Below are 12,682 nucleotides of genomic sequence, written 5' to 3'. Positions count from 1 at the left end.
GCGGATTGCCCTTGTTTTGTTGGTGCCCGGTGATGGTTATGGAGCAGCCGGCGCCGCAGCCGCCGGCAGGCGGTAATCGTCGACGCGTCCGGTCGGCGCTGGAGCCATTTGGCCTTTTTCGACCAGGAGGTCGCGAGGTGACGGTGTGATGGGATTGCGCGGGGGAGCGCCGCCGAGAAGCTGTGTGCCGCCGTCGAGATTGGGATCGGAGAGACTCACCGGCTGAGTGCGGGTAACCATCTCCCCCGGCGGCAAGTTTGCCTGTTCGGCGGAGAGCGGATTGCCGGTGTCGAGGCGGATGATATCCGGGCTCGCCTGATCGCCAAGCAGCCGGCGCGTCGGTTTTTCGACATAGAAGGCGACCTTGCGCTTGCCTGCTGCCGTCAAATTGATGCCGTCGGCGGTTCTAAGCCGCACCTGCTGACCGTTGATGTCGGAGCCGGTGATAATGAACTGGCCGTTCTGATCCGTGAACCCGTCCCAGATATCGATGAACTCGCCGCCGACGCTTTGGACCTGGCTCTGATAGAGCTGATTGAGCTTCACCGCGTCCGCCGTCATCTGGTCGGAGCCGAACGGCGGCAGGCCGACCCAGAGCAATGGGATATGCCGGCTCGTCACCAGCTTGCCGAACTCCTGGATGCGCTCCTCATAGGCGAGGAACCAAGGGTCGGTGCCGTATTTTTCGTTGAGGCCGTCACCGACCATCTGCTGGCGGTCATTGGCGCCGATCATGACGACGACCATGGCCGGTTTGACTTGATCCAGCATGGCGGGCAGCTGCTGTGGCCAATTGTAATAGTCCTGACGGACGAGGCCGGAGGCAACGGTGCTGTGTGTCTGGACGACGACGCCGGGTGAGGTGGAAAAGGCATCCTCGAGCCCGACACCCAAGCCGCCTGCCAGGAAATCACCGACGACGAGGATCGACTTGGCGTCAGGCAGCTTTTGCACCTGCGGCGGCGTTTCCGGTTGAGCGACCACCTGGCGGGGCGGCGGCGGGGCAATCCGTTTGCGCGGTGGTGGCCGAATCGCGCGTCTCGGCGGCGGCGGCTCCGGATAGTCCGGCTCACGACTGCCGAACAGCATTTCGAGCAATGTTCTGCGCGGCCGCTGCTCCTGCGCCTCAGCCGGCGTCAACAGGCAAGCAAGTACAAAACAGGCGGCTAGAAGCGTCGCAAGGATCGCTTTTGCGGCAGCTATGATGGCGCGGGCAGGTCGGTTTTTCATCGGGCTCTTTTCCGCTCACTGCCGCATGGTCGCATGAAGACGGTTCTGCCGTCCAGCATATCCAAGGGTTCATGTCGACGGTGGCGACCTATTTGCGCAGTGCCTTCAACAGGTTCAGCGACGGCTCACCGTCGGCGCTCATGCCGAAATGCTGCTGAACGGCGGTAATGGCGGCCTTCGAGCCGGAACCGAAATTGCCGTCGACGACGCCGTCGTAATAGCCGAGTTCCTTCAGGCGGTTCTGCAGCTCGAATTTCTGTTTAACGTCCAGTGTGCCGCTCGGGCGCGGCCAGGATTGCTGCATGCCACCGTATCCAGCGATCTGATCGGCAAGCAGACCGACGGCGAGCGCATAGCTGTCGGATGCGTTGTAGCGCTTGATGGTGAAGAAGTTGCCGGCCATCAGGAAGCCTGGGCCGTTAGGTCCGCCCAGCATCTTCAGTTGCGCGCGATCGGCGCTCTGGCTGAAGCCCTTGCCGTTCGGGCGGACAAAGCCGAGGGCTGCCCATTGAGCGAGGGTACGAGTCTTGCCTGCCTGTGCGCTGCCGCCCGGCGGTACGGTTACTTCGTAGCCCCAGGTGCGGCCCGTGTTCCAACCGTTCTTCGCCAGCAGATTGGCGGTCGTTGCCAGCGCATCGGGAACGGAGTTCCAGATGTCGGCATGGCCGCTGCCATCGGCATCAACGGCATAGAGCAGGTAGCTGGTCGGGATGAACTGCGTATGGCCCATGGCACCGGCCCAGGAGCCGTTGAGCTCTTCGCGCGGCACATCGCCGCTCTGCAGAATCTTCAGCGCCGCAATCAATTGTTTTCTGGCATAGTTGGCGCGCTTCGGATCGGCATAGGCAAGGGTCGCCAATGCACGGGGCACATAATGCAGCTTCTCGTCCTTGGCCAATACCGCGCCGTAGTTCGATTCCATCGACCAGATGGCTAGGACAATGTTGCGGTCGACGCCGAAATGCTGTTCAAGGGTACGCAGTGTCGAACCGTATTTGGCCGCCATCTTCCGGCCAATATCAACGGTATAGGGATTGACGCGGGAATCCAGGTAATCCCAGATCGGGGTTGTGAATTCCGGTTGGTACTGAGCTTTTTCGAGGACCGTGGGGTCAGGGTCCGTCACGCCGGCAAATGCTTTGCGATAGGTTGACTGCGTAATGCCGCTTTTAGCCGCGGTATCGTAGAAGCCCGCGATCCATTTCTGGAACCCTGGGTCCGCATTGGCGTTTAGGGGAGCAAGTCCCGCAAAGGCACCGAGCGCGAGCGCCAGAGCGAGACCACGAAGGGAGAGTTTGCGGTTTGGGGTCATCAACAGCCGTGTCCATCAATACTTGGATTTCGGTGTGGCGATGCCCGTGGCATTCGCCCAAGCTTGACACTACAAGAACGAAGTCAACAAATTCTTTACCATGGAAGCTGGGGTCAGTCACCATTTGCGAAACAGTAGCATTTTTATACTACTGACCCTCGAAACAGTTTTGGCGCAAAGCCACGTAATTCCCCAGGAGGTATGAGTGGGACAGCATAAGAAGGTGCGTAAGGCAGTATTTCCAGTCGCCGGACTTGGGACGCGATTCTTGCCCGCGACGAAAGCCGTGCCGAAGGAGATGCTAACCGTCGTCGACAAGCCGGTGATCCAGTACGTCGTCGATGAGGCGATGGAAGCGGGTATTGAACATTTCGTGTTCGTGACCGGCCGCAGCAAGCATGTCATCGAGGACTATTTCGACATTCAGTTCGAACTCGAGCACACGCTGCGTCAGCGCAACAAGAATGCCGAGCTCTCGCTACTGAACGGCCTGCTGCCGAAGGCCGGTACCGCAAGCTTCACGCGCCAGCAGGAGCCGCTCGGCCTCGGCCATGCCGTCTGGTGCGCCCGCGAGATCGTCGGCGACGAGCCGTTTGCGCTGCTGCTGCCCGACATGGTCATGCGCGCCGAAAAGGGCTGCATGAAGGGCATGATCGAACTTTACGAGCATAGCGGCGGCAACGTCATCTCCGTCGAGGAATGCGCTCCGGATCAGACCCACAAGTACGGCATCGTCGGCGTCGGTGACACCGTCGGCAACGGCTTCCGGATCACCGAAATGGTGGAAAAGCCGGCCAAGGGCAAGGCTCCGTCAAATTTCTTCATCAACGGCCGCTATATCCTGCAGCCCGAGATTTTCCATATCTTGGAGAGCCAAGAGCGTGGCGCCGGCAATGAGATTCAGTTGACGGACGGCATGTTGAAGCTTGCGCAAGAGCAGGATTTCGCCGGTTATCACTTCCAGGGCCAGACTTTCGACTGTGGCTCCAAGGATGGTTTCATCCTCGCCAACGTCGCCTTCGCGCTTGCCCGCGCGGATATCCGTCCGACCATCGAGGATGGGTTCAAGGCGCTGATCGACGCACTCAAGTAGAGGCCTGATCCCTCTTGCCCCGCGCCTGCGGGGCAAGAGGTGGCCGATGCCCTACCTTTTCACGGTCAAGCCCACGCCCGCCTGGAGCTGTTTCGTATCATCACCCGTCTTTCGTGACGTCAGCTGGTAGCCGACGTTGCTGGTCAGATCGAGGTAGCGGTTGATGCCCCAGGTGAAGCCGAATGCGGCGTCATATTCGATTTCGTCTGATGTGGTGCTGCCGGACGGGTAGTCGCGCCAGATCGTGCCGCCGGTCAGCTTGGCAGTGAGGTCGTCGCGCAGTTCCTGGCTCAATGTGCTCGTCAGCTGATAGGCGGTGTAGCCGCTTTCGCCCGCTGTCGTGGAAGGTTGAACGCTGGTTGCGAGACCGATACTGACATCGGTGCCGCGCTGCGGCGACCACGCGAGATTGCCGTCGACGGTCGGCGAATCGATCGAGGCCAGGCGCGAATCGTCGAATTCCGTGTGTTGATAGCCGAAGCCCAGCTCGCCCTTCATCTTCTCGCCGAGGTCGAGCTCGATGCCCGCTTTGCCGCCGTAACTCTGGTTCGAACGGGCGTAGCCGTTGCTGTCGTGCGACTGGTCGTAAATGGTGCGCCCGAGATCGGCTTCCAGGAAGGGGATCAGGGCGGGTGACAGCTCGTAGCCGATACGCCCGCGCCAGGTGCCGGCCGTTTGGTTGCGGTCGCTGAGGGTAACCTGCGTTCCGTCCGACAGGGTGGCATCGGAATAGATGGTGCGAGTCAGCGCCAGGGCAGTCGTGCCGCGCAGCAGGCCGAAATCGCGCTCCAGGGATGCACCGGCGTCGAACTGGTTGACGGCCGATTGCTTGGAGGCGCCGGCAATGGCGTTCGGATCGCTGGTGTCTTCACGGAAGAACTGATAGCCGGCGATGACATGCGCCGTCGTATCGGCGGGAAGGTCGAGGCGCAGATCGGCGTTGATATCGACAGTCGGCTGTTCCGCGCCGCTGCCGCTCAGGTTTTTCTGCCAAACACCCTCGCCGGTAATGGTCAGGGCATGGCGATCCCAATCCGATTTCAGCGTGCTCCGGAGATCGGTCTGCAGGAAGCTGCGGTCGTCGTTGGTGGAGCCGGTGCGGTTGCTCTCGACATTGAAGGACTGGTTGACGGAAGGGCGCAGGGTGAAGGTGCCGAGCGGTATGCCCTGCACGTCTTCGCGATCCGGATACTGCCGAGCCTTCAGGTCATCGACGCTGGTCTCGCGCAAATTGACGCGGCGCAGATCGTTATCGAGGGTGGAGCCAGTGGTCGTCGGGTCGATGCCGTCGAGCCGGAGGCGGGCATTGGGGGAGGCGGCCGTATCTGCCGCGGTCTGATTCGCGGACTTCGCCGCCTTGGATTTGGAGGATGTCGTGCCCGCGGCGTCCAAACCGGGCAGATCGAGGCTGTCTGTGTCGGTCGAAGCGGCTGTCGAGTTGGTGCTGGAGTTCTGGCTGGCATCGAGCGATTGCGCATGAATCGGCATGGCGAGCACGCCCCACCCCAGCAGAGCGGATGCAGCGCACGCCGTCAGCCGGAGGGAGCAACCACCCGCCTTGTTCTTGCCAATGTCCATTTGATCCTATGTCTGACCTTACTGGAAATGCCTTAAATCGTTACCCAACCGTAAAGGCCCATAGTTAACGCTTCCTTGCCAACCGACTACAAGGAGTCACGGTGATGGAACTGGCTCTGGTGGTGCGACGAGCCATCTCCGTTGCACAAAATTCATCTCCGGTGGACAGATTTGCAGAAAAGCGTTAGGCCTCCGTAATGAACAAGAGAGCTGTAAGACTCATCGAGAACGGTGCGATCGAGTCCGCAATGCGGACGATCGAGACCGAGAGACGGGGCATGGAGTCGCTGGAACGCGCACTGACCAATGGTCTGGCGGAGCCCTTCAGCCGTGCTGTCGAGATCGTCGGCGATATCACCGGCCGCGTCATCATCACTGGTGTCGGCAAGAGTGGCCATATCGGCAATAAGCTTGCGGCCACTCTTGCCTCCACGGGAACGCCGGCTTTCTTCGTCCATCCGGTCGAGGCCAATCACGGCGATCTCGGCATGATTACGCATGACGACGTCATCGTCGCCATGTCCTGGAGTGGCGAAAGCGCTGAATTGCGCGGCATCATCAGCTATTCCCGTCGTTTCTCGATCCCCTTGATCGCTATTACCGCCGGCGAGACCTCGACGCTGGCGCGCGAGTCGGATGTGGTCCTGTTACTGCCCAAGGAGCAGGAAGCCTGCCCGCACGGGCTGGCGCCAACGACATCGACGCTGTTGCAGCTTGCGATCGGCGATGCGCTTGCGGTGGCGCTGTTGGAGGCGCGGGGCTTCACCGCGGAGGACTTCCGTACCTTCCATCCCGGCGGCAAGCTCGGCGCCAGCCTCTCCCATGTCGCCGATATCATGCACAAGGACGATCGCGTGCCGCTAGTCAAGCTTGGCACCGGCATGCGCGAAGCCGTCATGACGCTGGCGCAAATGCGCTTCGGTTGCGTCGGCGTGATCGATGATGACGGGTGCCTTTGCGGCATTGTGACCGATGGCGATATTGCCCGCAATCTTGGCAGCAGTCTTGCGGAGATGTGCGTGGACGACGTGATGACGCGCAATCCGAAGACGGTGAAGGAAACGACCTTGGCGACCGGCGCGATGGCATTGCTCAACCGCCACAACATCTCGGCGCTGATCGTTGTCGACGACGCTCGGCGGCCTATCGGGATCGTCCACTTCCACGATCTGCTGCGGATCGGCGTCGCCTGATCAGGCGGGTTCGACCGTGAGGTCGCGGCCGCTGCTGGCAACAACTCTTACGCGGGTGCCCACGGGCAAATCGGGTCCGTTGACCGTCCAATAGGTATCGTTCAAGCGAATGCGCCCCCGGCCTTCGGTGATCGGTTGGTCGAGCGTTGCTGTGCGACCGACCAGGCTGGCGCTGCGCTGGTTCAGGAAAGGCTCGTCGGTGGCCCGGTTGTTGCCATAGAGATAGCGACGACCGAGCAGGGTGACGATCACGGCCGTGGCGGCGAAGACAAGTCCTTGCACCTGCCAGATCCAGAAGGTGCTATCCCAGAAAAGCAGCGACAAAGCGCCGACGATGATGCCAGCCAAGCCGATCCACACCAGGAAGAAGCCCGGCAGGATCAGTTCAGCGGCGAGCAGCACCAGGCCCACCAGCCACCAGCTCCAAGGGCCGAGTTCGACGACGAGATTGTCGAACATCTCAGCTCTCCCTCGGCGTCAAAGGATTGATCGAAGGCGTGGTGCGTGCGGGGCCGGTCCGTGGACGGGGCGGCTGCGGTGCGCCGTTGCCATCGCCATTGTCGCCGAAGACTTCGCGGGCGATGGCGCCGATGCCGCCCAGTGAACCGATAATGGAGCTGGCTTCCATCGGCATAAGCACAATCTTCGAATTGCCGGCGGAGCCGATCGCGCTCAGGGCTTCCGTGTATTTTTGCGCAATGAAGTAATTGATCGCCTGCACATTGCCCTCCGCAATGGCCTCAGACACCACGCGCGTCGCCTTGGCTTCTGCCTCGGCGAGGCGTTCGCGGGCCTCGGCATTGCGGAACGCTGCCTCACGCTGGCCTTCGGCCTGGAGAACTGCGGCCTGCTTGGCGCCTTCGGCGCGCAGAATCTGTGCGTTGCGCAAGCCTTCCGCTTCAAGAACCTGGGCGCGCTTTTCGCGCTCGGCCTTCATCTGCCGCGCCATGGCATCGACGAGATCCTTCGGCGGCTGGATGTCCTTGATTTCCACGCGCGTCACCTTGATGCCCCAGGGCTCGGCCGCTTCATCGACCACGCGTAACAGTCGCTCGTTGATGGCGTCGCGATTCGACAGCAATTCGTCGAGATCCATCGAGCCCATGACGGAGCGGATGTTCGTCTTGGTGAGATTGAGGATCGCGGTTTCGAGATTGGTGATCTGATAGGCAGCCTGAGCCGCATTCAGCACCTGGAAGAAGGCGACCGCATCGGCAGCGATGCTGGCATTGTCCTTGGTGATGACCTCTTGCGTCGGGACGGCGAGGACCTGTTCCATCACATTCATGCGCGCGCCGATCGTTTCGATGAAGGGCACGATTAGATTGAGCCCCGGCTCCAGCGTGCGCATATAACGGCCGAAGCGCTGGACCGTGTAGCGATATCCCTGCGGCACGGTCTTGATTCCTGCAAACAGCACCAGGATGACCAAGACAACCAAGGCAACCACAACGATGCTGAACCCACCGATTACCATAAAATCCTCCCTGGACGCTCCCGCACGACGCAGGGTCTACGTCACTTCAAAGAACTGCCGCGATATCGGCCCATTCGGGTGAATAGGCGGCGCAGCAGGTCAATCTGATGTGGTGGGTTAGCATGTTCTCGGCAAGGGCGGAATGGGCCGCGCCGCCAGACCTTTTGCGTCGCTTTACGGCATGAAAATGCGGGCGGAAACTTCAGCTTCCTGGCCCGAAGGGGCAACTCCCGTCGCCTGCAGGTCTGCGGGATAAATTCAGCCGAAGGTGGCCGAGATACTCAATCTCGCGCAAGGTCTTGCACTTACCATCTATCGTCATACCTTAAGGGTAGGAAATGTATCCGGTTTCTGCCGTCGCGTAGCCTTCTGAGCCATCGCATGGCGCATCACGAGGGTGAGACAATGAATATCGATAGGACTTTGCGGTCAATCGTGGCCGTACACGCTTCAATCCCGGAAGATGCCTTCACGGCCGGGGCGTTAGGGACCCGGCGGGAAGGCAGCGGTGTAGTGATCAGAGGCAATGGGCTGGTGCTCACGATCGGTTATCTGATCACCGAGGCCGACGAGGTCTGGTTGACGACCAATGACGGTCATGTGGTTCCTGCTCATGCGCTTGCCTATGATCAGGAAACCGGTTTTGGCTTGGTCCAGGCGCTGGGGTCGCTTGGCGTCCCGGCACTGGATTTCGGCGATGCGGCTAAGGCCGAGATCGGCGATCCCGTGGTGATTGCCGACGGGATCGGTCAATTCGTCCGCGCGAACATCGTGGCCAAACAGGAATTCGCTGGTTATTGGGAATATCTGCTCGACGAGGCGATCTTCGTCGCGCCCGCTCATCCCTCATGGGGCGGCGCCGCGCTAATCGATAGGGACGGCAAGCTTTTGGGTATCGGCTCGCTTCACCTGCAAATGGCATCCCAAGACGAGGAAACTGCCGATATCAATATGGTCGTGCCGATCAATCTGCTGCCGCCTATTCTTGATGATCTGCTCAATCGAGGCCAGGTCAACAAGCCGCCCAGACCCTGGCTCGGCGCATTCTCCGCCGAGAGCAACGGCGAAGTCGTGGTCATGAGCGTGGCGGAAGGGGGGCCGGCTGCGCAGGCGGGCTTGCGTCGGGGCGACGTCATCTCCGAGATCCGAGATGGAGAGGTTGATAGTCTCGCAGATTTCTATCGCAAGGTGTGGGAAAGTGGCCCTGCCGGCGCAGAAATCCCCATGAGGATATTGCGTGACGGTCGAGAGGCATGGCTGCGCGTCAAATCGGCCGATCGCAACAGTTTTCTCCGGAAGCCGCAACTGCAGTGAGGCAACGCGGGCGCATTGGAGCTTCGGGTGCTAAGCCCAGCCCAACAGCTCCCGCCGCACGACCTTCTCAAGCACACGCATGCCATCCTCACTGTCGTTCAGACAGGGGATGTGTGTGAATTTCTCGCCACCATTGTGGTGGAATGATTCGGCAGCTTGTTCGGCGATTTCCTCGAGCGTTTCCAGGCAGTCCGAGACGAAGCCCGGATTGAGGACAGCGATGCGTTTGGTGCCTTCCTTCGCGAGGCGCTCCACCGTTTTGTCGGTATAAGGCTGAAGCCATTCTTCCGGGCCGAAGCGGGACTGGAAAGTGACTATGAGCTGTTCTTTGGAAAGGCCGAGCTTCTCGCGCAGCAATCGAGTGGTCTCGATACATTGGCCGTAATAGGGATCGCCCTTTTCGGAATAGGAAAGCGGAATACCGTGGAAGGAGGCCAAAATCTTTTCCGGTTGCCAGTCGAGCGTGGCGAGATGCCGGGTGACGGAGTTGGCGAGCGCCTCGATATAGGTGGGATCGGGATGATAATCGGGCACGGTGCGTAGCGCCGGCTGCCAGCGCATGGCCATCAGTTTCTCGAAAGCCTTGTCATTGACGGTGGCGGTGGTCGCGGCCGCATATTGCGGATAGAGCGGAAACAGCAGGATGCGGTCGCAGCCCTGATCCTTTAGCCCCTGAATACGCTCGCCGATCGATGGCTTGCCGTAGCGCATGGCCCAATCGACGATAACGCCGGGCAAGTCCTTCAGCCGCCCGGCCATCAAATCCGACTGGTTGCGGGTATAGGTGCGCAGGAAACTTTCGTTCTTTTCCTTGTTCCAGATCGTCTCATAGGCCTTGCCGACCTTGCCGGGGCGGGTGTTGAGGACGATGCCGAAGAGGATCGGGTACCATTTCCACGGAGACCATTCGATGACGCGTTTGTCGGTCAGGAATTCGCGCAGATAGCGTCGCATCGAGGTGTAGTCGGTGCCGTCGGGTGTGCCGAGATTGACGAGAAGGACACCGATCCTGCCGGATTTCTGTTGCGATTGGCCAGCCGGGGCTTCTGCGGTCATCAATTGTGGTCCTCTTAGCGAAACGAAGCACCTCACATAGGAACAAAAGCCGGCCCGGGAAAGCCCGGACCGGCCGACGATTGCGAGACAAATCGTCCTTACTTGGCCGGAATCTCCAATTCACGGCCGATCGCAAGGTGGTGTGGCCTGAGATGGCGGTTGGCGGCCGCAAGCCTGTGCCATTCATTGGCATCGCCGTAATAGGTTCTGGCGAGATCCCACAGGGTATCACCGGCGGCGACGACATGGGTGGTCGGCGTTTTCGGCTGCTCGCTAGCCTGAGGCGCCGGTGCGGTGGTCTCTGGTGCCGTTGTCGTGGCAGCAGGAGCCGTCGTCGTCGGGGTGGTGGTCGTTGTTGCCGGAGGGGTCGTTGTTGGCGCGGCGGTCTGAGACGTTGTAGCCGGGGCGTTGGTGCTGGGTGCTGAAGCAGCCGGCGCGGTTGTGGTGGGCGCTGTCGTTGTTGCGGGAGGCGTCGCGGCGGGCGCGGTGGTCTGAGACGTTGACGTGTCGGGTGTCGTGTTGGTGCCGGGTGCCGTCGCAGTCGCGGCTGGAGCGGTGGCGGCGGGAGCTGTTGTTGCTGGAGCGGTCGTCGTAGTCTGAGCTGTTGACGTGGTTGGTGCTGAAGTCGCGGGTGCCGCTGTGGAAGGGGCTGTGCTCGCATCGGTCGCTGCTGGCGCAGGTTTCTGATCCGACGCCGCTGCCTGCTGCCCGTCAACCGGCTTGGCCGCCTCCGGTTGGGCGGCGGCTGGGGTTCCGCCAACCTGGGTCACGCGGCCGTCCGTATAGGGCTTGTAGGGGTTATGCGCCGCCAGATAGTCGGCGACGACTGCTTCCAGATCGGGGCCGAAGTCATAGGCATTCTTAGCGTTTTGCGCGAAGACGACGTAGCCGTCCCCGCCGGCACGCATATAATTGTTGCTGACGACGCCGTAGGTTTTGTTCGGATCGAGCGGTACGAATTCTGTGCCTTCCTGCACCAGCACGGAGACAACCCGGCTGCCGGGTGGCTTTGATTTGTCAAAAGTATATTTGAGACCGGCGACCTGCGGGAAGCGGCCAGCGCCGTCCTCGATCTGGCTGAGGCCGTTTTCCAGCGCCGCCTTTATGTCGGCGCCGGTCAACTGGAAGGTGGCGACCGTGTTCTGGAACGGCAGCACGGTCAGCACGTCACCCATGGTGACGTTGCCGCCGCCGATGGAGGCGCGCAGGCCGCCGCCGTTCTGGATGGCGATACTGATGCCCTGGTTTTTCGTGCGATCGAGCATGGCGTCGGTCACGAGATTGCCCATGGGGCATTCGGCTGCGCGGCAGACTTCGCGCGATCCATCGATCGCGTCGGTGGAGGAGCCGATGACCTTGTGGCGCAGCTCTTCGATCGGCTTGGCCATTTCCTGGATACGGGCAGTGATGGCGGGATCCGGTTTGACCGAAGAATCGAGCAGGATCGGATCGCCTTTGGCTTCCTTGACGACGCCATTGTCATCGAAGGTGATGACGATATCGCCGAGATATTTGCTGTAGGAGGCGGCCTGAACGACCGGAACCTTATAGCCGGCTGGGTTGTCGACCATGGTCGGATAGGGGCCGGCCGCTTTCGGGTCGGTGTTCGACAGCAGCGTGTGCGAATGGCCGCCGACGACGACATCGACGCCGGCGATCCTGGCAATCTTCTCGACATCGCGCGGATAGCCGACATGGGTGAGCGCGATAATCTTGTTGACGCCCTGCGACTTCAGCCCATCTACCTCGGCGCTGATGGCGGCGGCATCGTCGGTGATCTTGACGTGAGGGCCGGGCGAGGCGAGCTCGGGGGTCTCGGTGGTAACCGCGCCGACGATACCGACCTTCTGGCCGCCGATATCGAGCACGATGGATTTCTTGATGCGGTCGCCGATTTTCGATTGGTCGTCGACCACCAGATTGGCGGTGACGACGGGGAATTGCGCTTTGTCGAGGAAGGCGGCAAGCGGGCCTTCGCCATCATCAAACTCATGATTGCCGACCGTCATGGCGTCGATTTTCATGTCGTTGAGGAATTCGACCTCGGCGGCGCCTTTGTAGGTGGTGTAGAACAGCGAGCCCTGGAAATTATCGCCAGCATCGAGCACCAGCACATTCTGGCCGGCAAGCGCGGCACGCCTCTGGTCGATCGCCGTCTTCAGACGTGCGACGCCGCCAAAGCATTCATTCTTGGCTTCCTCTGCTGCGGAGCAGGTGGCATCGAACTTGTTGATCGACTCTATGCGCGAATGCAAATCATTGAAGTGCAGGATGTTGAGCTGATAGTCCGCAAAGGCGGCGCTGCTGCTGAGCGCCAGCAGCGTGGCGGCCAATAAACCCACTCCGAAGGGCTGCTTCATCTGTCTCTCCTGTTAGTCATCACATTCCGGCCCGCCTGTGCCCCAAGGCGGTCCCCCAAACAGATGTTT

At 60.9% G+C, this 12,682-nt stretch carries 10 protein-coding genes; 3 read left to right on the top strand and 7 right to left on the bottom strand.

The window, feature by feature from the left end; translation table 11 throughout:
• Nucleotides 1-36 precede the first annotated feature (36 nt).
• Together PY649_RS10295 and PY649_RS10290 are read right to left on the bottom strand one after the other, a co-directional pair.
• The gene (locus PY649_RS10295; RefSeq protein WP_285868228.1) at nt 37-1,230 is read right to left on the bottom strand and encodes an SGNH/GDSL hydrolase family protein; all 1,194 of its coding nucleotides are present in this window, start codon (nt 1,228-1,230) and stop codon (nt 37-39) included.
• Between the two features lie 88 nt (nt 1,231-1,318).
• On the bottom strand, nt 1,319-2,542 hold the full coding sequence (locus tag PY649_RS10290) for a lytic murein transglycosylase (RefSeq protein ID WP_285868227.1): 1,224 nt from the start codon (nt 2,540-2,542) through the stop codon (nt 1,319-1,321).
• A gap of 205 nt (nt 2,543-2,747) precedes the next feature.
• On the opposite strand from PY649_RS10290, the gene galU reads away from it, so the two are divergent.
• Complete coding sequence (gene galU, locus PY649_RS10285) at nt 2,748-3,635, top strand: UTP--glucose-1-phosphate uridylyltransferase GalU (RefSeq protein ID WP_285868226.1); 888 nt, start codon at nt 2,748-2,750, stop codon at nt 3,633-3,635.
• A 51-nt stretch (nt 3,636-3,686) separates the two neighbouring features.
• Here the strand turns inward: galU and PY649_RS10280 are convergent, their stop codons facing one another.
• Nucleotides 3,687-5,213, bottom strand: a complete 1,527-nt coding sequence (locus PY649_RS10280) for an outer membrane beta-barrel protein (protein WP_285868225.1) — start codon at nt 5,211-5,213, stop codon at nt 3,687-3,689.
• A 197-nt stretch (nt 5,214-5,410) separates the two neighbouring features.
• Here PY649_RS10280 and PY649_RS10275 point away from each other — a divergent pair, with 197 nt between their 5' ends.
• Nucleotides 5,411-6,406, top strand: a complete 996-nt coding sequence (locus tag PY649_RS10275) for a KpsF/GutQ family sugar-phosphate isomerase (RefSeq protein WP_285868224.1) — start codon at nt 5,411-5,413, stop codon at nt 6,404-6,406.
• Here PY649_RS10275 and PY649_RS10270 read toward each other — a convergent pair whose 3' ends face one another.
• On the bottom strand, nt 6,407-6,865 hold the full coding sequence (locus tag PY649_RS10270; RefSeq protein ID WP_285868223.1) for an NfeD family protein: 459 nt from the start codon (nt 6,863-6,865) through the stop codon (nt 6,407-6,409).
• Nucleotide 6,866: 1 nt separating this feature from the next.
• Nucleotides 6,867-7,883, bottom strand: coding sequence for an SPFH domain-containing protein (locus PY649_RS10265; RefSeq protein WP_285868222.1), 1,017 nt, complete (start codon nt 7,881-7,883; stop codon nt 6,867-6,869).
• Nucleotides 7,884-8,288: 405 nt separating this feature from the next.
• On the opposite strand from PY649_RS10265, the gene PY649_RS10260 reads away from it, so the two are divergent.
• Entirely contained in the window at nt 8,289-9,197 is a 909-nt protein-coding gene (locus tag PY649_RS10260) for a S1C family serine protease (RefSeq protein WP_285868221.1), read from the top strand.
• A gap of 30 nt (nt 9,198-9,227) precedes the next feature.
• On the opposite strand, the gene hemH is transcribed toward PY649_RS10260, so the two are convergent.
• Together hemH and PY649_RS10250 are read right to left on the bottom strand one after the other, a co-directional pair.
• Nucleotides 9,228-10,253, bottom strand: a complete 1,026-nt coding sequence (gene hemH / locus PY649_RS10255) for a ferrochelatase (RefSeq protein WP_285868220.1) — start codon at nt 10,251-10,253, stop codon at nt 9,228-9,230.
• Between the two features lie 98 nt (nt 10,254-10,351).
• On the bottom strand, nt 10,352-12,613 hold the full coding sequence (locus tag PY649_RS10250; RefSeq protein WP_285868218.1) for a 5'-nucleotidase C-terminal domain-containing protein: 2,262 nt from the start codon (nt 12,611-12,613) through the stop codon (nt 10,352-10,354).
• Between the last annotated feature and the right edge of the window lie 69 nt (nt 12,614-12,682).

This window comes from Rhizobium mayense (genome assembly GCF_030272705.1).
GTDB classification, from domain to species: Bacteria; Pseudomonadota; Alphaproteobacteria; order Rhizobiales; family Rhizobiaceae; genus Rhizobium; species Rhizobium mayense.
This window is presented reverse-complemented; position numbering and strand designations above follow the sequence as displayed.